Annotated in this window: 18 protein-coding genes and 1 riboswitch; of the genes, 3 read left to right on the forward strand and 15 right to left on the reverse strand. The window is 54.2% G+C overall.

The features are described 5' to 3' along the window. Positions 1–7 precede the first annotated feature (7 nt). The 3 genes from ACOBQJ_RS08135 (at position 8) to larA (ending at position 5,589) form a co-directional block, all read left to right on the forward strand. Positions 8–3,163 (forward strand): fibronectin type III domain-containing protein, encoded by a 3,156-nt coding sequence (locus tag ACOBQJ_RS08135; protein WP_421071248.1) that lies wholly within the window; start codon positions 8–10, stop codon positions 3,161–3,163. A gap of 85 nt (positions 3,164–3,248) precedes the next feature. Next, positions 3,249–4,004, forward strand: a complete 756-nt coding sequence (locus ACOBQJ_RS08140; RefSeq protein WP_421071249.1) for an Ig-like domain-containing protein — start codon at positions 3,249–3,251, stop codon at positions 4,002–4,004. Positions 4,005–4,272: 268 nt separating this feature from the next. After that, positions 4,273–5,589: a nickel-dependent lactate racemase gene (gene larA / locus ACOBQJ_RS08145; RefSeq protein ID WP_421071250.1), complete on the forward strand. Its 1,317-nt coding sequence runs from the start codon at positions 4,273–4,275 to the stop codon at positions 5,587–5,589. 247 nt (positions 5,590–5,836) lie between these two features. On the opposite strand, the gene ftcD is transcribed toward larA, so the two are convergent. The 15 genes from ftcD to ccsB all read right to left on the reverse strand — a co-directional run bounded on the left by ftcD (position 5,837) and on the right by ccsB (position 24,010). Then, entirely contained in the window at positions 5,837–6,730 is an 894-nt protein-coding gene (gene ftcD, locus ACOBQJ_RS08150; RefSeq protein WP_421071251.1) for a glutamate formimidoyltransferase, read from the reverse strand. After that, positions 6,727–8,007, reverse strand: coding sequence for an imidazolonepropionase (gene hutI / locus ACOBQJ_RS08155; RefSeq protein WP_421071252.1), 1,281 nt, complete (start codon positions 8,005–8,007; stop codon positions 6,727–6,729). Before hutI ends, ftcD begins: the two co-directional genes overlap by 4 nt. Positions 8,008–8,025: 18 nt before the next feature. Next, the gene (gene hutU, locus ACOBQJ_RS08160; RefSeq protein WP_421071253.1) at positions 8,026–9,675 is read right to left on the reverse strand and encodes a urocanate hydratase; all 1,650 of its coding nucleotides are present in this window, start codon (positions 9,673–9,675) and stop codon (positions 8,026–8,028) included. A 30-nt stretch (positions 9,676–9,705) separates the two neighbouring features. Continuing rightward, the gene (gene hisC, locus ACOBQJ_RS08165; RefSeq protein WP_421071254.1) at positions 9,706–10,824 is read right to left on the reverse strand and encodes a histidinol-phosphate transaminase; all 1,119 of its coding nucleotides are present in this window, start codon (positions 10,822–10,824) and stop codon (positions 9,706–9,708) included. Between the two features lie 18 nt (positions 10,825–10,842). Next, positions 10,843–11,832, reverse strand: coding sequence for a zinc-dependent alcohol dehydrogenase (locus tag ACOBQJ_RS08170; protein ID WP_421071255.1), 990 nt, complete (start codon positions 11,830–11,832; stop codon positions 10,843–10,845). Positions 11,833–11,899: 67 nt separating this feature from the next. Continuing rightward, positions 11,900–13,204 (reverse strand): histidinol dehydrogenase, encoded by a 1,305-nt coding sequence (gene hisD, locus ACOBQJ_RS08175; RefSeq protein WP_421071256.1) that lies wholly within the window; start codon positions 13,202–13,204, stop codon positions 11,900–11,902. Positions 13,205–13,325: 121 nt separating this feature from the next. Then, the gene (locus tag ACOBQJ_RS08180; protein ID WP_421071257.1) at positions 13,326–14,417 is read right to left on the reverse strand and encodes a sugar ABC transporter substrate-binding protein; all 1,092 of its coding nucleotides are present in this window, start codon (positions 14,415–14,417) and stop codon (positions 13,326–13,328) included. Positions 14,418–14,508: 91 nt separating this feature from the next. Next, positions 14,509–15,522: an ABC transporter permease gene (locus tag ACOBQJ_RS08185; RefSeq protein WP_421071258.1), complete on the reverse strand. Its 1,014-nt coding sequence runs from the start codon at positions 15,520–15,522 to the stop codon at positions 14,509–14,511. A 43-nt stretch (positions 15,523–15,565) separates the two neighbouring features. Next, on the reverse strand, positions 15,566–17,119 hold the full coding sequence (locus tag ACOBQJ_RS08190; protein ID WP_421071259.1) for a sugar ABC transporter ATP-binding protein: 1,554 nt from the start codon (positions 17,117–17,119) through the stop codon (positions 15,566–15,568). A 29-nt stretch (positions 17,120–17,148) separates the two neighbouring features. After that, positions 17,149–18,408 (reverse strand): histidinol dehydrogenase, encoded by a 1,260-nt coding sequence (hisD, locus tag ACOBQJ_RS08195; protein WP_421071260.1) that lies wholly within the window; start codon positions 18,406–18,408, stop codon positions 17,149–17,151. A 15-nt stretch (positions 18,409–18,423) separates the two neighbouring features. Beyond that, positions 18,424–18,843 (reverse strand): aconitase X swivel domain-containing protein, encoded by a 420-nt coding sequence (locus tag ACOBQJ_RS08200; protein WP_421071261.1) that lies wholly within the window; start codon positions 18,841–18,843, stop codon positions 18,424–18,426. Then, positions 18,840–20,045, reverse strand: a complete 1,206-nt coding sequence (locus ACOBQJ_RS08205; RefSeq protein ID WP_421071262.1) for an aconitase X catalytic domain-containing protein — start codon at positions 20,043–20,045, stop codon at positions 18,840–18,842. Before ACOBQJ_RS08205 ends, ACOBQJ_RS08200 begins: the two co-directional genes overlap by 4 nt. Positions 20,046–20,677: 632 nt before the next feature. Next, the gene (locus ACOBQJ_RS08210; protein ID WP_421071263.1) at positions 20,678–21,793 is read right to left on the reverse strand and encodes a GEGP motif-containing diheme protein; all 1,116 of its coding nucleotides are present in this window, start codon (positions 21,791–21,793) and stop codon (positions 20,678–20,680) included. A 23-nt stretch (positions 21,794–21,816) separates the two neighbouring features. Next, positions 21,817–22,971, reverse strand: a complete 1,155-nt coding sequence (locus ACOBQJ_RS08215; protein ID WP_421071264.1) for an Ig-like domain-containing protein — start codon at positions 22,969–22,971, stop codon at positions 21,817–21,819. Between the two features lie 119 nt (positions 22,972–23,090). Further along, a riboswitch (molybdenum cofactor riboswitch) is annotated at positions 23,091–23,208 on the reverse strand. A gap of 4 nt (positions 23,209–23,212) precedes the next feature. Further along, positions 23,213–24,010 (reverse strand): c-type cytochrome biogenesis protein CcsB, encoded by a 798-nt coding sequence (gene ccsB / locus ACOBQJ_RS08220; protein WP_421071265.1) that lies wholly within the window; start codon positions 24,008–24,010, stop codon positions 23,213–23,215. Position 24,011 lies beyond the last annotated feature (1 nt).

Below are 24,011 nucleotides of genomic sequence, written 5' to 3' on the forward strand. Positions count from 1 at the left end.
GGGCACTATGTTACAAAAAAAGACCAAAGTTATCGCCATTGTTTTAATGCTGGCGATGTTCCTGTCTGCCGCCGGTTTAAACTACCTGCCGGCAAATGCCGCTGATGAAGGCGAACCCGGGGCCAAACCTATTGGCTTCACAGGCGCCTACCTGACCACGATCAACAATGAAACCAACACTTCCACCACTGGTGAGTCTGTGGTGGACAGCAATAATGTGCCGTTAAGCCCAACTATCAAACTTGTATTTGATAAAAACGTGGTCAATGATGCTATTTGGAGCAACAACCAGCAGTGTGTCACCCTGCAGACCGGCAGCGGTTCCAATGTCCCCATAAATGTATTTAGAATATCCGATTTGGTGAATTTCAGCGAAAGAAATCATTTCTTTATATCCCCGCTTAATAACCTTACCCCCGGGACAGCATACAAGATTATTGTAAGCAGCAGCTTCAAAGCCAAGACCGGGGTTGAGCTGGGATATAACTTAGAGGTGAATTTCACCACGGCAGGCGAAGCGGCTGACACCTCGGCGCCGACCTGGCCGGCTGGCAGCAGCCTGACCGCCTCCGGCGTCACCCAGACCGGGCTTACTCTGAACTGGACCGCCGCCACCGACAACAAGGCGGTCACCGGCTACCGGGTCTACAGAAACGGCAGCCTTTTAGGCATTGCTACCTCGACTTCGTACAACGTTACCGGACTGACCGCCGGCACCAGCTACACCTTCAAGGTCGAAGCGGGCGACGCGGCGGGCAACTGGTCATCCAGCGGGCCGTCAGCCAATGTGACCACCAGTGAAGCGGCCGACACCTCGGCGCCCACCTGGCCGGCTGGCAGCAGCCTGACCGCCTCCGGCGTCACCCAGAACAGCCTCACCCTGAACTGGACCGCCGCCACCGACAACAAGGCGGTCACCGGTTACCGGGTCTACAGAAACGGCAGCCTTTTAACTACTGTTACAGGCACTTCGTACAACGTTACCGACCTGGCCGCCGGCACCAGCTACACCTTCAAGGTCGAAGCTGGCGACGCGGCGGGCAACTGGTCATCCAGCGGGCCGTCAGCCAATGTGACCACCAGTGAAGCGGCCGACACCTCGGCGCCCACCTGGCCGGCTGGCAGCAGCCTGACCGCCTCCGGCGTCACCCAGAACAGCCTTACTCTGAACTGGACCGCCGCCACCGACAACAAGGCGGTCACCGGCTACCGGGTCTACAGAAACGGCAGCCTGATCGGCTCAGTGACAGGCACTTCGTACAACGTTACCGGCCTGGCCGCCGGCACCAGCTACACCTTCAAGGTCGAGGCGGGCGACGCGGCGGGCAACTGGTCATCCAGCGGGCCGTCAGCCAATGTGACCACCAGTGAAGCGGCCGACACTTCGGCGCCCACCTGGCCGGCTGGCAGCAGCCTGACCGCCTCCGGCGTCACCCAGAACAGCCTTACTCTGAACTGGACCGCCGCCACCGACAACAAGGCGGTTACCGGCTACCGGGTCTACAGAAACGGCAGCCTTTTAACTACTGTTACAGGCACTTCGTACAACGTTACCGGACTGACCGCCGGCACCAGCTACACCTTCAAGGTCGAGGCTGGCGACGCGGCGGGCAACTGGTCATCCAGCGGGCCGTCAGCTACTGTGACCACCAGTGAAGCAGCCGACACCTCGGCGCCCACCTGGCCGGCGGGCAGCAGCCTGACCGCCTCCGGCGTCACCCAAAACAGCCTTAATCTGAACTGGACCGCCGCCAATGACAACAAGGCGGTCACCGGCTACCGGGTCTACAGAAACGGCAGCCTTTTAGGCACTGCTGCCTCGACTTCGTACAACGTTACCGGCCTGACCGCCGGCACCAGCTACACCTTCAAGGTCGAAGCGGGCGACGCGGCGGGCAACTGGTCATCCAGCGGGCCCAGCGTGAGTGTTAGCACTTCCGGCGGAGGGGGTACGGTCGGAGACACAATTGCTCCGTCCTGGCCGCTTGGAAGCAATCTTAAAGCCAGCTATATTTACCAAACAGGAGTAATATTAAGCTGGAATAAAGCCAGCGATAATGTGGCTGTTAAAAGTTACAGGATCTACAGGGACGGCGTTCTCGTCGGCAGCACCAGTGGCACCTGGTTCAGTGCCGCCGGCCTGACCGCCGGCACCAGCTATACCTTCAAAGTCGAGGCGGGCGACGCGGCGGGCAACTGGTCAACCAGCGGGCCCAGCACAAGTGTTACCACTTACGGCGGAGGAGGTACGGTTGGAGACAAAACTGCGCCGGCCTGGCCGTCTGGCAGCAGCCTGACCGCTTCCGGCGTCACCCAGAACAGCCTCACCCTGAACTGGACCGCCGCCACCGACAACAAGGCGGTCACCGGCTACCGGGTCTACAGAAACGGCAGCCTGATCGGCTCAGTGACAGGCACTTCGTACAATGTTACCGGCCTGACCGCCGGCGCCAGCTATACCTTTAAGGTCGAGGCGGGAGACGCGGCGGGCAACTGGTCATCCAGCGGGCCCAGCGCGAGTGTTACCACTTCCGGCGAAGGGGGCACAGTTGGAGACAAAACCGCGCCGGCCTGGCCGTATGGAAGTTACCTTAGAGCAAGCTATGCAACTCAAACAGGTGTATTGTTAAGCTGGAATAAAGCCAGCGATAATGTGGCTGTTAAAGGCTACAGACTCTACCAGAACGGCAGCCTGATCGGCTCGGTGACAGGCACTTCGTACAACGTTACCGGCCTGACCGCCGGCACCAGCTACGCCTTCAAGGTCGAGGCGGGAGACGCGGCGGGCAACTGGTCATCCAGCGGGCCCAGTGCGAATGTCAAGACTGTTTCTTCCCAGACTTCTCAGCCGCCTGTCGTGGTAAACACGGACCCGGCCAACGGCTCTTACAACATTACGTTAAGTAAAACCATTGTTGTTACTTTCAACACCAGCATTAAACCAGGGCCGTACTTTAATATGATCAAGATGACCGACCAGTACGGCAGAGTTATTGCCATCAGTAAATCAGCAGCAGGTCCGGCACTTTGCGTTAAGCCGCTGTACGGCCTGAAAGCGGGGACTAAATACAAGGTATCAATACCAACCTACTCTATAATGGACATAAGCAACCGTTACTTTACTGGAAACCACGTTTTTTCTTTCAGTACCGTTCAGCTGTAACAGTTAAAAAGCCTCTCCCGGGCCGGCCTGGCCTGGGAGAGGCCGATAAAAATAAGCGGTTATAAAAAGGAGATGCAAAATTAACATGCGAAAAAACAAGACACGTTTAATTGTTGCTGTAATACTATCCTTGTTCCTGATCCTGCTCAGCGCTCCTGCCGCCTTTGCAGAAAACAGCGACGACAGCATGGCCGGGCAAAAACCTCTAAACTTTATGTCCGCTACCCTTGTTGATGGCGGAAACATTGCCAACGCGACCGATATTCCTGTGCAGCCTAAGCTGAAACTCGTATTCGACAAGAATATTGTCAACAGCGTTGTATGGGATAACAATAAAGGCTGTTTCAGCCTGGTTTCCGAGGATAACCAGAACGTTGCCATAAACGTTACCAGGATTGACGACACCGTCGATACCAATGAAAAGCAGAACGTCTACATTGAAACGGTAAGCGCCCTTGACCCGGGCACCACTTATTATTTAAAGGTTTCCCCAGCCCTAAAAGCTAAAAACGGAAACTCCACCCTCGGAGATACCACCGGTGGAAATGGTGTGACCATCACATTTAAGACTGCAGGACAGCAACCTGCAAACCCGGACCAACAAAACGACCAGGACAACGACCAAAGCGAGCCGCAGGACAACCAAACCGGCAACCAGAACGGACAACAGCAAGGTTCTGACAACAACTCAAGCCAGGGAAATCAGCAGAACGGATCCGGCGCCGGTAACCAGCCATCAGTTTCCACGGATGGCGGCAATGTATCACTCAGTCTGGATGCGGCTAAAGACAAAGTAATAAATATGGTAATTACCATCACCATAACTATTAAGATGCTCTAATAAGCATGGGAGAAGGGTCTTGCCAGTACAGGCAAGGCCCTTCCAATTTCCACGGTCTTGACTAACAATACCGTGGACTTTTTTAACTAACAGTCATCCGGTGTGATGAACTGGGATCAGAAATGTACAATTTTTTACAGAAAAAATGTAAAACAACCCCGGGATAGTATAAAATATTAACACAGCCCATAAAAATGCTGCATTTCTATGGAAATCACAAAGCTTTATAACGGAGACTGCGACAAGGTTTAAAAGGAGGGATTGCTTAATGTCCATAGTTAGACTGCCGTGGGGTAAGGAGCAAACGTTAAATATTCAGCTGCTTCCGGGCTGGGTCTACAAGGGATCCATTACCCCCACCGCCGTTCCGGCGATCCCGGATCTGCAGGCTGCCCTGCTAAAAGCCTTGAAAAACCCTGTCCGGCACAGTCCTTTTGAAAACATGGACCTTTCCTCCAAGCGGATTGCCGTGGTGGTCGACGACCTCAGCAGGCCCACCCCGGCAGCGCAGATATTCCCGCCTGTCCTGGCTGAGCTCCAGCGCGCCGGGGCACGGAATGAAAATATCAGTGTCGTAATATCTCTCGGGACCCACCGGCCCATGACACCGGCTGAAACAAACATGCGTCTGGGCAATATTGATATGGGCGGCTGCCTTGTAGTCAACCACGACTGCCGTGACAGTAGTATGCTGAAAGAGGTAGGGACGTCATCCGGAGGCACCAGGGTTATCCTTAACAAACACCTTTGCGAAGCAGATCTGGCAGTAATGATAGGCACCATTGAGCCGCACCTGCTGGCGGGATTTGGGGGCGGTCTTAAAAATATAGTGCCTGGCTGCGCCGGGCTGGCGACCATCGCCTCCACCCACCTGCGGGTTGAGGCCAGCCGCCGCTTTGACTGTGCCGGGAAAGGCTCCGGCGAGTGCCTCACCCGCAGAGATATCGAGGAAGCGGCAAAACTCCTGTCTACGGATTATTTTATTGTTAATACCGTTTTAAATCCTGACGGTACTGCCGCGGGGGTTTTCTGCGGCCACCCGGGTGAGGCCTTCAGGGAGGGCTGCGCACTGGCGGCAGCAATCTACGGTTCACCGGTTTCCGACAAAGCCGACATCCTCCTGATCAACTCCCACCCCATGGACACCGACCTGCGCCAGGGCACCAAGTGCCTGGCCAACGCCCTGGCGGCGGCCCGCAGCGACGCGCTGCTGGTGGCTTTCCTGAGGTGCAGGCACGGCATAGGCGACATGGCCGTACCGGAGAAGTACCTTTCCCTGGATGAAACCAGGCTGCTCGCCGGCCGGCTGGGGACGGAAGACTTTGTGGCGGAACGCGAAAAATCCACGGGCGCGCCCATGGACCTGGATGAAAAATATATGCAGCAGTTTCTCTGTGAGATAGCAAGGCGCCACCGGGTGCTCGTCTACGCTCCTGACCTGCCGCCCGACACCGGTGAAAGGCTTGGTTATTTCGAACTCTTCAGCGATATGCGAAAATTAATGAAAAGGGCTGAAGGCCTGAAGCCGCAGGGCTCCGTCCTGAGCTCTCCCATGGGCGGCATCTGCTACCCTGTTCTTAAATAATTTCACAGGATTAACAAGATTAGAATAGATTAACAGGATTTTATTAAACTCAAGAAAGATATTATTTATTTTATGAAATATATCATTATCGTAAATCCTTAATCCTGGTCTCCATGGAAATGAGTTTTAAATAATTACACAGTAATATAACTCAAAGTAAAAACTTTTATATGCTTTAAACTATATTGTTTTAATCTTGTAAATCCTATTAATCTTGTAAATCATGTGATATATGTTTGAACCCTGATTATTTCAGCCTGTTTTCAAGAACCTGGTCTTTGTTAAAATTTTCTAGCCGCAGGTAATACTCCGCGGCGTCGACCAGGGCTTCCTGCGGCACCAGTCCCACAATTTCACTGCCGGTTACGTTCACACCGCAGCGTTCCGCCTCGCGCTTTACCGTCTCAAAGACCCGCGGCAGGGACACCTCGCGAAAGTTGCAGACATTGATGGATACCTGGGCGATATTTCGATCGTCCAGTATCACGCCCAGGGCTTTTATGCTGGGGTAGCCGCCGCTTGAGCCCCGGATTGATTTGGCGATCTTTTTAGCGATACCGAGGTCGGATGTGGCCAGGTTGACATTATAGGCTATCAGCGGCGGGCGGGCTCCCACGGCTACCGCGCCGGCGGTGGGATGCACCCTGGCGGGGCCAAAATCCGGCATTTTCTCCTCCAATCCGATGGTTTCCCTGAGCCCTTCAAATTCACCCCTGCGCACATCAGCCAGGTTTTTTCTCTCCGGCCGGGTGGCGGCCGCCTCGTAGAGATATACGGGGATATCCAGCTTTGCGGCGATCTCAGAACCCAGCTGCCGGGCCAGTTCAACACACTCCTCCATGCTTATCCCCTCAACGGGCACAAATGGAATCACGTCAACCGCCCCCATGCGCGGGTGTTCACCCCGGTGGGCGGTAAGGTCTATCAAATCTTTAGCCCTGGCGGCAGCCTGGAACGCTGCCCTTTTAACCTCATCCGGACCGCCTAAAAAGGTAATCACGGAGCGGTTATGGCTGGCGTCGGAAGAACAGTCCAGGATTTGGACCCCGACCGTTTCCCTGATCGCTCCCAGGATTTCCGCTATTACTTCCGGCCGCCGCCCTTCGCTGAAGTTTGGTACGCATTCCACCAGTTTCTTCACATTTGACCTCCTACGACGATTTCCCCATTTTTGACAACAGTTTTAACCAGGTTCGTCCCGAAGCAGTAGGGCAGGTAATTGTATGAAGGAGCGTCAAATACCACCAGGTCTGCCTTTTTGCCCGCCTCTATACTGCCGATGTAATGGCCCCTGCCGATAGCGTGGGCGGCGTTTATGGTGGCTGCCGATATCACCTCGGCCGGTGTCATCTTCAGCTGCCGGCAGGCAATGCCCATTACTACCTGGAGCGAATTGACCGGGCAGCTGCCCGGGTTGAAGTCGCTGGCCAGGGCCACGGCCACACCCTCCCCTATCATCTTCCTGGCCGGAGCGTACCGCCCGCTCATTAAACAAAACGTGGTGGCCGGCAGCAGGACTGCCACAGTGCCGCTCCGGGCCAGCACCCTTACGCCCTCGTCTGATACAGCCATCAGGTGGTCCGCTGAAACCGCCCCGACTGCCGCCGCCAGCTCAGCGCCTCCCAGTGAAACGATTTCATCGGCGTGGATTTTCGGCTTAAGGCCGAGCTCTATAGCAGCCTGCAGGATTTGCCGCGACTGCCCGACTGAAAACACGCCTTCCTCGCAGAACACGTCGCAGAATTCCGCCAGGCCACGCCCGGCCGCGGCTGGAAGCATTTCGTCCATAATCAGCGACAGGTAACCTTCTAAATTGTCCTTATATTCCAGGGGGACAGCATGCGCTCCCAGGAAGGTCGGCGCCAGGTCAACCGGGTGCGAGCGGTTGAGATCATCAATAACCTCCAGCATTTTTAACTCGTCGGCGGTGGTCAGGCCATAGCCGCTTTTGACTTCCGCGGTGGTAGTCCCCTGGCACAGCATCACGTCCAGGTTTTTCCGGGCGGAATGGTAAAGCCGCTCTTTTGAGGCGGACCGGACAGCCCGCACTGTTGACAGGATGCCGCCGCCGTCCTTTAATATTTCAAGGTAAGAGGCCCCCTGGATTTTCAGCACAAACTCATCTTCCCTGGAACCGGCAAAGACCAGGTGCGTATGGGGGTCCACCAGGCCGGGCAGGACGACCAGCCCTGCGGCGTCCAATATTTTTGTGGACGGACCTGTTTCTACCCGCTCCAGTACCTCCCTGGTAGTGCCCACAGCCGTGATACGGCCGCCCCTGACGGCCACCGCCCCGTCCTCTATGACGCCGATTGACGCCAGGTCGTCTCCCCGCTTGGGAGCGCCGGAAGACCCGGCCACGGTAACCAGCTGGCCGGCATTGACCAGTACCAGGTCGGCCCTGTCCCCTGCTGCCATCCGACAAAACACCTCATTTTATTTTAACATCGGGATATTGACACCGCTCTGCCTGGCCACCTCTATGGCCTTCTCATAGCCCGCGTCGGCATGCCGGATAATACCCATGCCGGGGTCGGAGGTAAGCACGCGCTGCAGTCTTTCCGCCGCCTCAGGCGTGCCGTCGGCCACCACCACCATGCCCGCGTGCTGGGAGTATCCTATGCCCACACCGCCGCCGTGGTGAAACGATACCCAGCTTGCCCCCGCGGCTGTATTGACAAGAGCGTTTAAAACAGGCCAGTCTGAAACGGCGTCGCTTCCGTCCTTCATCGCTTCTGTTTCACGGTAGGGAGAGGCCACCGAACCGCAGTCCAGGTGGTCCCGGCCAATTACAATAGGAGCCTTTAGTTCACCGCTGGCCACCATATCGTTGATAATAAGGCCGAAACGGGCCCTCTCGCCATATCCCAACCAGCAGATGCGGGCGGGCAGGCCCTGGAAGGCAACTTTCTCCCGGGCCATTTTAATCCAGTTAACCAGCGACTGGTTGTATGAAAATTCACGTATCACCACATCGTCCGTTTTATATATATCAGAGGGGTCACCGGAAAGCGCGGCCCAGCGAAAGGGACCCTTGCCTTCACAAAACAGGGGCCGGATATATGCCGGCACAAAACCTGGGAAGTCAAAGGCGCCCCTGACTCCCTGGCCGCTGGCCTGGGCGCGGATGTTGTTGCCATAGTCAAAAACAACCGCTCCTCTTTTTTGCATGTCCAGCATCGCGGTTACCTGGACAGCGATAGACTCCAGGGCCATTTTTTTATAGGCGGCCGGGTCGCGGGCGCGCAGCGCCAGCGCCTCTGCCAGGCTCAACCCGCGGGGCACGTAGCCGTTTACCGGATCGTGCGCGGAGGTCTGGTCAGTTACCACGTCAGGTATTACCCCCCGGCGGCACAATTCCGGGTGGATATCGGCCGCGTTGCCCACCAGTCCGATTGATTTGGCTTCCCCGGCAGCTGTATATTCGCAGACCATGGCAAGCGCTTCATCAAGGTCGTCTGTAATCAGGTCGCAGTATCGCTGGCGGATACGCCGCTCGATCCTTAAGCGGTCGACCTCAACGTCCAGGCAAACGCCCCCCGCCATGGTTACCGCCAGAGGCTGGGCGCCGCTCATGCCGCCCATACCGGCGGTGAGCACAAACTTACCCTTCAGGTCATTTTCAAAATGCTGTCTGGCCAGTTCGGCAAATGTTTCATAAGTGCCCTGCAGGATCCCCTGGGTGCCGATATAGATCCAGCTGCCGGCGGTCATTTGACCGTACATGATCAGGCCTTTTTTTTCGAGCTCCCAGAAGTGATCCCAGTTGGCCCAGGCGGGGACCAGGTTGGAATTTGCAATCAGCACCCTGGGAGACATGGCATGGGTTTTAAACACTCCGACCGGCTTCCCGGACTGCACCAGCAGGGTCTCATCGTCTGCCAGGCTCTTTAAGGCTTGCACAATAGCTTCAAAAGCCTCCCGGTTCCGCGCGGCTTTGCCAGCCCCGCCGTATACAACCAGTTCCTCGGGATTTTCAGCCACTTCCGGGTCAAGGTTGTTCATCAGCATGCGCATGGCAGCCTCCTGGACCCAGCCCCTGCAGCTGAGCTTGCTGCCTCTTGGCGCGCGCACAGATCCTGTCATGTTTTACCCCCTTTTATCACCAGCAGGATGTTATAGCTGCTTAAAGAGCTTCAAGGCGTCTGCGAGCTGTTCCAGGAAAAAATTGTTCTCGTCAGGAGTGCCTATGGTAATCCGGGCAAAGGTAGGATGTCCCCAGAAACTTCCAGGCCGGATAATTACTCCTCTTTTTAACAGTTCGGGGAAAAGGTATTTCATGTCCACAACCAAATCCGCGAATATAAAATTGGCTTCAGTGGGAATAAAAAATATGCCGAGGCTCGTCAATCCATCGCAGATAACCTGTTTACCCATCATATGGACGTCTTTGACCTGGCGTATATATTCACGGTCCGCCAGAGCCTCCAGGGCGCCGGCCTGTACAACCCGGTTGGCGGCAAAGGGCTCTCTGATTTTTTCCATCTGGCTGACGTAGTCCGGCCTGGCCATACCGTAACCCAGCCTCAGCCCGGCCAAACCAAATATTTTTGAAAAAGTCCGAAAAACGATTACGTTTCCATTTTCTCTGAGGTATAGCAAACTGTCCGGATAGCGGACGTCTTCCGCGTACTCGTAATAAGCCTCGTCCATCACCACCAGGACACCCGGCGGCAAAGAGCCCAACAGCCTGTTCAGTTCCTCCTCGTACACGATAGTCCCGGTGGGGTTGTTGGGGTTACAGATAAATATCATTTTTGTTTTAGGACCGACAGCCTTATAAATACTCTCCATGTCGATACAGAAATTTTTCAGCGGCACCTCCACCGGTATGCCACCGGCCACTATAGTACTGGTGCGGTAAGCTGCAAAGCTGGGAGTAGGTATGATCACCTCGTCCCCGCTGTTGACAAATGTGTTCACCACCAGCGGGATTAAATTATCCACGCCGTTGCCGAATATAAAATGGCCGGGCGAGAGTGAATGTTTCGCGGCAAGAGCCTCTCTCAGCTCATAGCACCCGCCGTCCGGATACAGGTTTATCTCATCCAGGGTTTTTTTCATTCTCGCCACGGCTTTCGGTGAAGGACCTATTGGGTTTTCATTGGAGGCCAACCTGACGATTCGCCCTTTCAGGCCAAGTTCACGCCTGAGTTCTTCCACCGGCTTGCCCGGAATATACGGGGTCAGTTCAGCCAGGCCATTTCTGAAAATACTTATGTCATCCCGGCACATTTTTCTATCACCTTTCTGCTAGGGGGCAAGTAAAATTTTGCACGCCTTTTTGTCTGCGGAAGTAAGCAGGTCAAATGCGGAGGCTGCGGATTTCAACGGCAGCACGTGGGTTATCGCGCAATCGACGTCCAACGCTCCTTCAGCCAGGAGTTCAACCGCCTTTCGCAGGTCATCCGTTTCATAAGCGTCCACTCCTGCCAATTCAAGTTCCTTAACAACAATATCATTGGGATCTATTAATGTCTTTTCCTCGTATAAACCGGCCATAACCAGCCTGCCCCGCGGCCTGAGCCACCCGAGCGCGCCGGCCAGGGCTGCCTCCAGCCCCACCGCCTCGACCACCACATTAGGCTGGTCGTCCTGTTCTGCCGGAAATGCCTGCAAAGCTGTTGCTCCCAGCTTGCCGGCCAGTGCAAGCCTGTCCGGCGATATGTCTGTCACGGTTACCCGTTTCACCGACATGGCCTTGGCCGCGATAACAGTAAGCAGGCCGATGGGGCCGGCGCCAACGACGCCAAGGTGTTCCGCCTCTGAAAAACGCCCCCGGCCGGCAATATGCAGCGCTACCGCCAGGGGTTCCACCATGGCTGCCCGGCGCAGATCCACCGTGTCAGGTATCTTTAAAAGTTTTTTTGCGTCTAAAACAAGATATTCGGCAAAGCAGCCCGGCATAACCTCACCGATAAATCCCAGGCCAGGGCACAGGTTATAAGACCCCTCCCCGCACCACCGGCAGGAACCGCAGGAAACACGCGGGTCGCCCACGACATGGTCGCCGGGGCTCACTTCGGTTACACCCTCGCCGACCTGCTCCACCACGCCGGAAAACTCATGCCCCATGGTTTCGGGGATGGAGGTAACAAACATGCCTTTTCTGAATATATGCAGGTCGGACCCGCAGATGCCGGCATAGGCAACCCTGATTAGGGCCTGCCCCGGACCGCACACCGGCGCCGGTATGTCTTCAACACGCACCTGCCCGATCCCGTAATAGCGGGCTGCAAGCAAAAGAAGTCACCTCCGGAAAGCGGTAATTTGTTGCATAACATAGGCGGTGTGTTAGTCCCCGATTCTATTATTTTGCGAACCGTTCTGATATAGCATTGCCGTGGGCGGGGAACCCCTCGTATTCGGCAAGCTTGACCATGGCGTCCTTCAGGTTGGCCAGCCCGTCCCGCGAGAAATATTCAAACGTTACCGCCTTATAAAAATCGGCTGTCTTCAGGCCGCCAGCCACTGTCGCCTTGCGGCCGGTGGGCAGGACATGGTTCGGGCCCGAGCCGAAGCAGCCCGTGGAAAGCGGGGTATAATGGCCCAGGTAGATACCGCCCGCGTTCTTAATTTTTTGCATGTCCTGCAGCGGCTCCGCGGTCATGATCTCCAGGTGCTCCCCGGCATATTCATTGACAAAGGCGATGGATTCCTCAAGTGAATCCGTGAGAATTATAGCGCCGTACTTTTTAAGCGACTCAGTGACAAAATTTTTCCTGTAGTCGTTCAGGCGCTCGATGTGGCGGCCGATTTTCTGCTGCACTGCATATGCGAGTTCAGGCACATGGGTAACCAGCACACCCGCCGAATCCAGCCCGTGCTCCGCCTGGATGCAGATATCCGCGGCGGCAAATTCCGGGTTGGCTGTTTCGTCAGCCAGGATTATACCCTCGCCCGGCCCGGCCAGGGTCCCAATTTCCACCTGTCCGTAAAGCAGTTTGAAGGCGGCCAGCACCCACTTGCTGCCCGGCCCGACGATCTTATCGACTTTCGGTATGGTCTGGGTGCCGTGGGCCATGGCTGCCACCGCCTGGCTGCCGCCCACCCTGAACACCTCATCCGCGCCGCATACATCACAGGCGATAAGAGTACCGGGGGGTATGGCGCCGTCAGGCGCCGGGGGGGTACACACGTAAACGTTGGGCACCCCTGCCACCTTGGCCGGCAGGACTGACATCATTACCGCGGAGGGAAACCATCCCCTGCCGCCAGGCACATAACAGCCGACTTTATCCAGCGGTATTATTACCTGGCCTGCCACCAGGCCGGGGGAAACCTCTGTGGACCACATCTTGTTGGGCATCTGCGCGGCGTGAAAACGCTTGACATTACCAGCCAGGGTCCTGATTGCCTCAATGGTTTCACTGTCCACTTTCCGGTATGCTTCATCAATCTCTTCCCTGGATACCCTGATCTTATCCTCGTATATGGTCACGTCTTCAAATTTTTTGGTATACTCCACCAGTGCCTTGTCCCCGTGCACCTTGATGTCTGAAATTACTTTTTCGACATCGGCCATTATCGACTCAGTTTCAGTTTCACTTCTTTTCAAAATCCTGTCGTAGTCTCCGGCCGATATTCCGTTAAGCTTGTATACCTGAATGTACATTTCTTCGTTCCCCTTTTGATTATCTTAAATAACAGGACAGGAAAGCCCCCACGGATGCTTTTCCGGGGGGCTTCAAGTGCACCCGGCTAAACCAGTTTAATTTATTTAAAGTGCAGCATTATTATTTTTTCCACAAACTGCTCAGCTTATTTTCCCACAGGCGCTGGTCGTCAGCCTTGACATCCGTAGGTACCAGCGGGCCCTGCAGGATAATGAAGGCGCCTTCCTCAGCCCACGGGTTTTTTACAACCTTGGCCGGAGACCAGAGAGCGCCGTCTTTAGTTACTGTATCGCCAATTTTGGGGGTCGGATTGCCCTTCTTGATGTCGTAAAGGTACTGGACAGCCATTTGAGCTGAGTCAAAGGCGGGCTGTTCTACGATAGCCAGGGCTTTACCCTGGTTAATCAGCTCAAGACCTTCCGGTCCGATGCAGATCCCGCAAATCCCGTAATCTTTCGGGTTCAGGCCCGCCGCCTCAATGGCGGAGACCGCGCCCGGCCCCATGATGTCAGGTGTTTGGACGTAGACACCAAGGACTTCCTTGCCGTAACGGGTCAGCAGGTCACTGGTCCTTTCATGGGAGTCGACGTCGTTCCAGTTCCCCTCGCCCTGGACAACCTTGAGCTGCGGGTACTGGTCGGTTACAGCGTGCAGGCCTTTGGAGCAGGACTGGGTGAACATGTCTTCCAAGGCCCCGGTTATTTCAATTACAACGCCGCTGGGAACCACGCCGCCGTTGCGGTCCTTGATCCCCTGGACGAAGGCTTCGCCAGCCTTTTTGCTGGACTGCTCGATATCAAAGGAAATGAAATAATCGACCTTGCCGCCTTCCGGTGAGGTGTCAAGCGCTATGACCGGGATACCGGCTTCGTTTAATTTTTTGATGCCCGGGACGATAGCTTTCAGGTCCACCGCGCCGGCCATGATAAAACCGTCAACCTTCTGGGTGATGAAAGTGTCCATTATTTCCATAATCTTCATGGAGTCCGCCTGGCCGTCTTTAATATCAACCTTGACGCCCAACTCCTGGGCTTTGCCCTCGGCGCCCTTTACAAAAGCCTGCACAAATGGTGCGCCCGGCTCTTTGATCACCATACCGAAATTGAGCTGTTTTTGCTGCTGCTGTTCGGGGGCTTTTTGGGTGGCGCAGCCGGCCAGCAGGGCAGTTGCAATCAGAGTAACCAGCAGGATCTTCAACCATTTGAAACGCATCACAAAACCTCCTATTATACTTTTTAACCATTAATGCTTTATTACCTTACCCCTTGCTGGTCATCACCTCCCAGAATTATTTGCTGCAACATTAATCTCCTTGTTCCCGGATCATTAGTTTTCTAACCTGCTCCTGGTGCAGCAGGTGATTCCGCACTTTAATGCGCACGCGGTCCAGGACTATAGCCACGAAAATGAGCGCTCCCTGGGTGGCGTAAACCAGTGTCACACCTACGCCCAGCAGGTTCAGTGAATTTGAGAACATACCCAGCAGCAGCGCCCCGCCAAGCATGCCCAGCGGTGTGCCCTTGCCCCCTTCCAGGCTTGCCCCGCCTAAGATAGCACCTGCAAAAGCAAGCAGTACCATGCCTTCGCCCATTGAATTCGAAACCGAATTCTGCCGTCCAGCCGCTAAAAGGCCGGCAACCGCGGCCAGGAAACCTGCTATTACAAACGCGTAAATCAACATCCTTTTGGTGTTGATCCCGGAAATATAACTGGCCTTTGCGTTGCCGCCGGTGGCCATAAAATGCCGGCCGAAGGACGTGTACTGCATGACAAAATGAAAGATAAGGAAAATTATAAGCACTATGGGGATGGCCACCGGGATGTTTCCGATCATCCTGGCCTGGCCGGCATATGAGTATACCTTGGACAGCGGGAAGATAGAGAGCGGGATCAGGAACAGCGCCAGACCCCTCAGGATAATCATCATGGAAAGGGTCTGAAGAAATGGATTGACTTCTATTTTAGCAATACATATTCCGTTGAATAAGCCAATCAGAGCTCCGATAACAAGGGTTAAAATAATTGCGGTTACAGGGTCCAGGGGGAAGGGCAGCCAGCGGGTAGCCAGCAGCATGGCCACGCCCGGAGCAAAAACCAGGGTGGATTCGATAGACAGGTCAAGTTGGCCAATGACCATGATCAGCCCCTCACCCAGCACGAGCATGCTCATGATGGCGGAGTGGTAAAGGATGTTCACCAGGTTGGTGTAGGTAGCGAACATTGGTGTAATAATGGCGTTAAGCAGGAAAAAACCTGCTAAAATCACCCAGATCAGGTTGTCCAGCAAAAACAGCTCTATCTGTAACTTCTTTGGCATTAAATTACTCCTTTGTTGATTAAATAATTGACTGTAATCATAATCAGGAACATTTATCCTGCGCGCCGCCCTGGATGGCCATGTACAAATCGTTTTCTTTCAGCTCTCCGCGTAAGAATTCTCCGGTTATCCCGCCTTTGTATATGATCAGGATCCGGTCGCAAATGTCGATCAGGTCCTCAAGGCCTGGTGACGTTATGATTATACCGGCGTCCTTGCTCAAGTTATTTTTAACGATTTTTAAAATGCTTTGCTTGGCGGATATATCCACGCCCTTGGTGGGTTCGTCCAACAGGAAAACGTGCGGCCGGGCCGCCGCTATCTTGCCCACGACAACTTTTTGCTTGTTGCCTCCGCTTAGCTGGCTTACTTCCTGTTCCGGCGAGGCGACTTTTATATCCAATTCTTTAATAAGGTTGGCAACCGCCTCTGTTTCTTTTTTCTTGCTGATAAAAAGTCCTTTTCTTACATTATTTAATGAATTTAATATTAAGTTTTCCCTGACACTCAGGATCTTGACCAGGCCTTCCTTTTCCCTGTCCTCGGGCAGGTAGACGATACCTTCCCTGAGAGCTTCCGCGGGCGAGGCGAAACGCCGCTTTTTTCCTTTTATGTATATGTGGCCCTCGTCCGGGTGGTCTATACCGATAATCCCCTTGAAAATTTCAGTCCTGCCGCTTCCCCTGAGCCCTGCCAGTCCCAGTATCTCTCCCTTTTTGAGTTCGAAATTAATTTTATGATAAACGCCCAACCTGGTCAGGTTCTCCACTGTAAGGACCGTGTCGCTCTTTGCGTTAATTTGCCGCGCAGGTTGGCCGGTATCCCCGTTAAACTCTTCCCCGACGATTAAGGCTGACAGCTTGTCCTTGTCCAGGTCAGCGCATTCTTTTGTGATGATGCTGCGGCCATCACGCAGGACGGTTACCCGATCGCATACTTTGAGCAGTTCATCAGCCCGGTGGGATATGAAAAGTATTGTGCAGCCCTCTCTTTTCCTTTCCTGGATGATGCCGTACAAAAGTTCCTCATCTTTTTGTGACAGCGACGCCGAGGCCTCGTCCAGTATAATTATCTCTGACTCTTCGATGTAACAGGCCTTAAGGATAAGAAGCAGCTGCTGTTCGCTGACAGGCAGGTCACCCGCCTTTACCCTGACGTCCATATTCAGGCCGGCTTTTTTCACCACCTGCTCTGCCTTTGCGTACAGCTCCGGCCAGTTGATCAGCTTGCCCACCCTTACGTAATCTGAGATAAAAAGGTTTTCCGCCACGGTAAAATCAAGTATCAGCTGCGGCTCCTGCGGGACAAAAGCGATCTTTTTCTTCCTCGCGTCTATCCTGGAAAGGCTGTCATAGCTTTTACCGCCCAGTGATATCCGGCCGCCGGTAGGCGTTATGATCCCGGCGATAATTTCCACGAGGGTGGACTTTCCCGCCCCGTTCTTGCCGATAATGCCGTGCACTTCACCTTTTTTAACATCGATGTTAACCTTGTGCAGCGCCACCGTGCCGGGGTAAATTTTAGATATGTCCTGCAGCTTAAGCGCAACGGCGTCCGGGTAAGCGGCCGCCACAGCATCCGGGTCCTGATGGTCCAATTACTTTACCCCCTTTCCGCAGCGCAGCCTTATTTGCGCCTGCGCCTGTCAGCCGAACGCTGGTGGGCCTTCAGCCCTTCCACTCCGGCCAGGTGGGAACAGGCTTCCGCCAGGCTGGCAGCGCCCTCCCCGGTGAGTTTCTGGAATGAAGCAACTTTTATGAACATGCCTGCCCATACCCCGCTGGAAAAGCGGGAACAGCTCATGGTCGGCAGTATATGGTTCGTCCCTGAAATATAGTCGCCAAATGCCACGGGAGCATTTTCTCCGATAAAAAGGGAACCGTAATTATGAAGTTCATTAATAATCTCATCGTTTGTCCGGGTTTGAAGTTCAAGGTGCTCCGGCGCGTACTGGTCGGATACCGCGACAGCTTCAGCCAGGCTGTCCACCAGGATCACCTGCCCGTTTTCCTCCCAGGCCTTTAAAGCCGCTTCCCCGGTTTCCAGTGAGCTTCCCTCGATATAAATAGACTCCAGCACTTGCGCGGCCAGTTTGCTGCTGGTGGTCACCAGGATCCCCCTGGCCGTGGGGTCGTGCTCACACTGGGCCAGCAGGTCGCAGGCCACAGTTGACGGATCGGCGCCTTCATCTGCAATAATCAGCACCTCGCTGGGCCCGGCCAGGATGTCTATGCCCACGTTGCCGCTGACCTGCCTTTTAGCTTCCGTTACATACATATTTCCCGGCCCCACGATCATATCAACACGCGGCACACTGAGCGTACCGCAGGCATAGGCTGCCACGGCCTGGGCGCCGCCCATGCAGTAGACCTCGTCGGCGCCGGCTATGTCCATGGCCACCAGCACCGCCGGGTGTATCCCCGCGAAGGCCTTTGACGGCGGCGAGCAGGCAGCTATTCTCTTTACTCCGGCCACCCTGGCCGGGATGATCGACATCAGGGCCGAGGATGGAAGCGGGTAGCGGCCGCCCGGCACATATGCGCCGCAGGACGATACCGGTATCAGCCTGTGACCCAGCACAACACCCGGCGAGCTCTCGTAAGCCAGGGGCAGCAGGCACTCGACCTGTTTTTCAGCGAAGGATTTAATCCGGCTTGCAGCCAGCTGCAAATATACAACAGTTTTCTCGTCTACCTGGCTGTATGCTTTCTTTATTTCTTCCGGCGGCACCCTCAAATCACTGACAGCCACTCCGTCATAGCGCGCGATCAGTTCCAGCAGGGCCTGGTCACCCCGGCAACGTACGCTTTCAATGATCTTCGCCACGTCTTCCCTGACACTGTCTGTTTTTATACTGGTTTCCGCCGCTTTTTTTATAAATAACATAGACAAAACGCCGCCTTACCGTTTGATTATTATTTTTTCCCGATCAGCGTCAATTTCAATATAATCCCCGTCAGCCGCTTGTTGGTAAAATAACGGGTCGGCCTTGTCCACCATAGGTAATTCCATAATTATAACGCTGGCCACCAGTACCGTGTCCGGGTGCCGGATCACCATAGCCGCCGGCGCTTTTCCCCGCGCCGCCAGCTGGTACAGCCCGTCCGCCTGTACAACCGAGCTGCCCTTGCCGCCCGGAAAAACCAGGACTTTGCCCGCAATGCTCCGGCCCTCCAGCGCGTGTCCTTTCTCGATAACCACGCCGGTTGCGGGATCGACCAGGTAAAAGCAGATATCGTCACTTGAAAACAGGGCCTCACCGGCCGCGCGGCCTCCAGCGATGCGGTGGCAGCCGAAAGTAATGGTATTACTTCCTGTCAATCCGCTTCCCCCCTGACCGCCGCTTCCACACAGTCCGCAAGGCGCCTGATCACAAACTCCATATTTCTTCTCTTGGCGTAATATGCGCATTTCGGCGAGTCGGTAACCCCTCTCTTCCCGTACAGATGGCGCCAGCAGGGCTGGTCTATGCAGGTGTCATCGACAATATGGCCGCCTGCCTGCTCAATAATCTCAAGGTAGCCCATACGCCTGGCCAGTTCCCTGGTCAAAGAAGAAGTCAGCACCCAAAACTCCGCCTTAAATACTCTGCCCCCCAACAACCGGACTATTTCCGCGACCTGGTCAATGGTAAAGTGGGGGCAGCCAAACATGGCGAACTCAATTTTACCGCGCCCGGCAGTTATGGAATCGTGGGTTTCTTGCAAATCATAATCTGTAATTACAATCCTCTTCAGAGGTTTTTCACCTTTAAAGGCATCTTCAACGGTGGGCGCCTCCGGGGTTACCCCCGCGATGTGGTACATCGATACCGCACCGGCTGTGTTTAACTGGGCGCCGAGGTTCATCAGCGCCTCGGGGCTGATCCTGCCGGGCAGGTTGGTAAATACCGGCACGCCGGGCCCCGCTTTTTTAGGCACGCAGTAACCCAGCAGCTGGTAATCGAAATCGTCCTTGAGGCCTGCTTCAACCTCCACCAGGACATTTCCCCTGCGGTTTTCATCCAGCAAAAAACCGTACAGCGGAGTCCTGCCCGTGACCGCGCAGCACAGGGCGCTCTGGGCTGACTCCCGGTTTGTCCTGGCGCCGTATACGGAATTTATATAGGGAGTCGCGCTTGACTCGGAATATGCTGTGATCTCGCCGGGGCGCGGAATGTTTTTTTCAAGATAAGGGGTACAGCTGTAAGTAAGTGTGGCGCCGATAGCCCGGTATGCATCCCTGGTCCTCTTAATAGTCGCCTCGTCCAGTGGTTCCAGCGAAGAGGCGGCTTGAAAATACTCCAGGTTAAAGCCTGGATTAACTGTAGGCGACACCAGGCAGGTAGCACCTCCTCTGACCAGTTTCTCCACGAACCAGAGGTCGGCTTCCTGATTGCTAAGGGCCACGTGCGCCCGGCTGATCTCCACCATTTTTTCCGCTCCGAAGGCTTCTCCAATAGCCACCAGCACTTTCATGGCGGTAGCCGTTCCAGCCCCGTACCGGCCTTCAAGCATTTCTCTTTCGAAGGCGTTTAAATACATTGGATATCCCTTTCAAGTGCAGAACAGCCGGATGGATCCTTTAACTCTACAGGCGGTCCCCGATCCCCGCAATTATAATATATCCCGCCGCCATTCAATGTGTCCGGCCAGCACCTATATACAAGTAAAATACAACAAATTAAGTAAAATTCCTGCAACTGCGCGACATAATTCTAGGGGGCGGCGACACACCTGCTCTGAAAAATCATAAATACTATAATATACATTATATTTTCTTACGAAAAGCTAGAAGGCAGGGAGTTAAAGACTCCCTGCCCAGGTTGTAGACAAAGTCTCCATAGTGTTGAATCCGCTTGGCTCCGTGCTTCGCGCCGAGTAAACTTAGCGCTTGCTTCGGGCTCAAATGGGCCGGCCTTCAACTCGCCATCCGGGCGATGAAGGCCTTTCGCTGACGTCCATGTCAGCTCACCCAATTTCGCAACCTCAGCTTCGCTTAGTTTACTTACGACGCTGCGCAATGGAGCAGTCGGTTTCAACACCATGGATTATTCAGTATTATTTTGTCCACTCTGGGCAGGGAGTTAAAGACTCCCTGCCCAGATTTACTTGCTGGTCTTACTGGTTAGAATCCGTCGCTCCTGTTAGTAAACGGCCAAGGTGTTGGACACACCCTATTCGGGGTTAATAGCGCCGAAAACCACAAGTTCGCCCTTCTCCACCATCTCCCAGGCCCGGCCGTTCCAGTCATACTGGTATGAATTGTTATCTGCGGTGTTAACCCTGATGGCGACAGCCACTTTAATACAGTTATCCCCGTTTCTGATTACAGGGCGGTTCGGGTTATAAGGGTACGGGGGGTTATCCCGGTCGATGCTCCAAGCCGAGCGGTCCGGCGCGACCGGCTCCGTCAGCGGTGTGACAAACCGGTAAGGCCCTTCTCCGTCCAGGTGGTACTTATTGCTGCCGTCAACCACTATTTTTGACTCCTGCAGCGGGAAGCCTTCCCGCTCGTAAGCCAGCAAATAGTTCAGCTTGCCGGGCAGGTTTTTGCCGTTTTTGTAGTCAATTGATAGAGGGTAGCTGATCCAGGGGTACTCCCTTAAAAAAATCCCCTGCTCGTAATTCACTTTTATATCGCTAACCTGGAAAGTTTTACTGTATCCATCAGCGGCAAAAACGGTGATGCTGTCCGCTTCATCGCTGATCCCTGCATCCTGGAGCAGGGTCCACATATCCACTCCGGTGTACCCGGCAAAGAAATCACCTGATTTGGACGTATCCACCGCCATAAACTGGGTAGTTTTGGGAAGTTTTCGTATAGCCGCCCTGTCATAGGTCCTGGCAGGCGCCTCTGCCACACCCGGGTAGTCATTTTTGTCCCCGGGCAGGCGGCCAGCCAGTATTTCCACTTCATTGGCATAAGTGTCACCGTCAGAATCCAAAGAAGCAATAACACTCAACGCGTTCAGGTCGCTTCCCTCGCTATAATAATCTTTCCCGTAAGAATTAAGCGTGTCGAGAATATTCCCGTGAGGGTCCTTAAAACCATATGTGAGGTGACAGTAATCGCATGAATCATAAGATTTATTGCCGACTTTTCCGCCGGTGTGGCAGAGGTAGCAGTTATCAAGCTTGGTCCCTGCCGCCGAGGGATAAGCCTGCAAAAACAGGCTGACGTCGGCGTCGTTGTTATGGGCCTTGTAAGCGGCTGTCACCGGGAAAGCAACCATCAAGAGCAGCGCTGCCGTTATTAAAAAACCAATTAAGTTTTTGCGTTTACCAAACACATATATTCACTCCTTTCGCTCCGCTAACGCTGCGGGTTTTGCTGTAAAGCGGTGAAGGACCAGCCAAACAGCCTGTTATATACACCGTCGTACTCACCGCTCTCCAGCGCCTGGTCATAAAATACAACCTGGTATCTTTTCCCCTTATCCAGGGGAGCGGTAATGATTACCGTGTTTCCATCAGCCTCTATCGAGCTAACCGGCACCGGGGTACCGGTAGCTTCCTCGTAGACCTGGATCCTGTCAGGGTCGGTTATTTCCACTTCCTGATCCAGGACGACCTTTACCGGGCTTGTCACTGTTATATTGGTTGTAAAACGCTCCAGCTTAATCACCGGCATTGTAACCGCGATGGTGTCGGAAAACGGGCCAAAGCCATATTCATTGCCCGCCTGGACTTTGAAATAGTAAGTCCGGCCGGCATCCAGCCCCCCGTTGCCGGTGCCGGAATAACTGCAGCTTGTGTCCGTTAATACCCACTCCTGGCCAGGATTTGGTTCCCTGCCAAAGTCACAGGCCTGGACAAACTGGCCGTCCGGGGCATTGGAATACAGCAGGCGGTAGCGGGTGGCGCCGTCCACCGCTTCCCACAAGGCATTCACCCTGGAGGAAGCGACGGCTTCAACACTTAGGCCTGCTGGGGCTGATGACGGCGGGTCCCCCAGTGTTATTTGCGCACTCCCTGTATAACTGATCCCGGATTGATCAACGTTGAGATAAACCGCATCAGATACTGTGTCGGAACTGTTGATAACACCGGGGATAACCATGTACATGCTGACATCCGCATTTACTTTCACACTTTTATTTGTGACAGGGTCAAATCTCAACATGCTTCCGTCCTGCACACTAACTTCCCCCTGGATAACAGACCATTTATCTCCCGGCGCGTTTCGAAATTGTATATTTGACAGCGTACAGCCGGGGTCCTCGCTGTCATAAGAATTCTGCACAATTGAGAACCCATCCGGAAAATCAACATAAATAAAATCGGCCACCGACAGGTCCAGCTGATCACCGGATTTAAAAATCAGCGTATAACGCCCCTCCTCCCCGGGGACAAACGTAGTTGATTTGACTTCCAGGCCGGCAAGATCGGCTGCCTGGGCGGAAACGGCAAAAACCATTAAACACACGGCTAGAACAAAGGCGACAAAATACTTGTTTCTAGATACCATCCATCCGCTCACTCCCTTTTTGGAATATTAGAACAAAAACCAGAGGCTTGTACCACCCCCCTGAATAAAATAAAAATAAACCGCGCCTGCAGAAGGTTACTTCAAAGCCCGGTGTTAATACCAAGACGATGTGGTCCCCTTTCCGGCAGGAGGCACCGGCGTTTCCCCCGGTACCCTATCGGCCTTCATCCCTGGAATAAATTCTTTAGAATTAAAGGCTCGGAGACATCTTTTCAGTTGACTAATAGCTGTGCGCACCCGGCATCAGCAGGGTAACTCCAAACAGGGTAAAAATCACAGCGATAAATCCTGCCAGGGCAACCCACGCCGCCGCTCTGCCGCTCCACTGCTTTGTCCTGCGGAAATGCAGGTACAGGGCGTAAATCAGCCATGTTACCAGAGCCCAGGTTTCTTTAGGATCCCAGTTCCACCACGTGCCCCATGCTTCTTCAGCCCATATTGCGCCGGTAATTATCACCAGCGTCATGAAAGGAAATCCGGCGGCAATGAAATAGTAAATAAGTTTGTCAAGGCTTCGGGCCGCTATAAAATAGTCGTCCTTTCCCTTCTGAAAAATAAGGTACAGGGCTGAAGCCGCAAAAGACAGCGCAAAAAGGCCGTAAGCAAATACGGCAGCCGCCACATGGAGCTGCAGCCAAATGCTCTGAAGCGCCGGGACGAGCGGTTGGGCCTCTGTTTTTACAGTCAAGGCGTACCCCAAAAACAATATCTCCAGCGGCAGAACAAGCACTCCGGTAATATGTATTTTATATTTCCAGCATCCAAAGAGATAGAGTGCTGCCGTTCCCCAGGAAAAAACGAGTATAAATTCATACATGCTGGCAAAGGGCATCCGGCTGCCTTCAATACTTCTAACCAGCAGCGCTGCCGTATGCAAGATCAAAGCCACCGCAAAAATAACCAGCGCTAAACGATAAGCCCTTTCGGCACGAAACCAGAAGACAGCGAGATATACAACAGATGATAATAAATACAGCAGAAAAGCGTAAAAAAACAGGTTGTTTTCCAAGTGCGGCATA

This window comes from Pelotomaculum propionicicum, assembly GCF_048984525.1.
GTDB classification, from domain to species: Bacteria; Bacillota; Desulfotomaculia; order Desulfotomaculales; family Pelotomaculaceae; genus Syntrophopropionicum; species Syntrophopropionicum propionicicum_A.

Bases quoted from the DNA above. Each gene is read 5' to 3' on its own strand.
- ACOBQJ_RS08135 (WP_421071248.1), top strand. From the start codon at position 8: ATGTTACAAAAAAAGACCAAAGTTATCGCCATTGTTTTAATGCTGGCG.
- ACOBQJ_RS08140 (WP_421071249.1), top strand. From the start codon at position 3,249: ATGCGAAAAAACAAGACACGTTTAATTGTTGCTGTAATACTATCCTTG.
- larA (WP_421071250.1), top strand. From the start codon at position 4,273: ATGTCCATAGTTAGACTGCCGTGGGGTAAGGAGCAAACGTTAAATATT.
- hutI (WP_421071252.1), bottom strand. From the start codon at position 8,007: ATGGCAGCAGGGGACAGGGCCGACCTGGTACTGGTCAATGCCGGCCAG.
- hutU (WP_421071253.1), bottom strand. From the start codon at position 9,675: ATGACAGGATCTGTGCGCGCGCCAAGAGGCAGCAAGCTCAGCTGCAGG.
- hisC (WP_421071254.1), bottom strand. From the start codon at position 10,824: ATGTGCCGGGATGACATAAGTATTTTCAGAAATGGCCTGGCTGAACTG.
- hisD (WP_421071256.1), bottom strand. From the start codon at position 13,204: ATGTACATTCAGGTATACAAGCTTAACGGAATATCGGCCGGAGACTAC.
- ACOBQJ_RS08180 (WP_421071257.1), bottom strand. From the start codon at position 14,417: ATGCGTTTCAAATGGTTGAAGATCCTGCTGGTTACTCTGATTGCAACT.
- ACOBQJ_RS08185 (WP_421071258.1), bottom strand. From the start codon at position 15,522: ATGCCAAAGAAGTTACAGATAGAGCTGTTTTTGCTGGACAACCTGATC.
- hisD (WP_421071260.1), bottom strand. From the start codon at position 18,408: ATGTTATTTATAAAAAAAGCGGCGGAAACCAGTATAAAAACAGACAGT.
- ACOBQJ_RS08205 (WP_421071262.1), bottom strand. From the start codon at position 20,045: ATGTATTTAAACGCCTTCGAAAGAGAAATGCTTGAAGGCCGGTACGGG.
- ACOBQJ_RS08215 (WP_421071264.1), bottom strand. From the start codon at position 22,971: ATGGTATCTAGAAACAAGTATTTTGTCGCCTTTGTTCTAGCCGTGTGT.
- ccsB (WP_421071265.1), bottom strand. From the start codon at position 24,010: ATGCCGCACTTGGAAAACAACCTGTTTTTTTACGCTTTTCTGCTGTAT.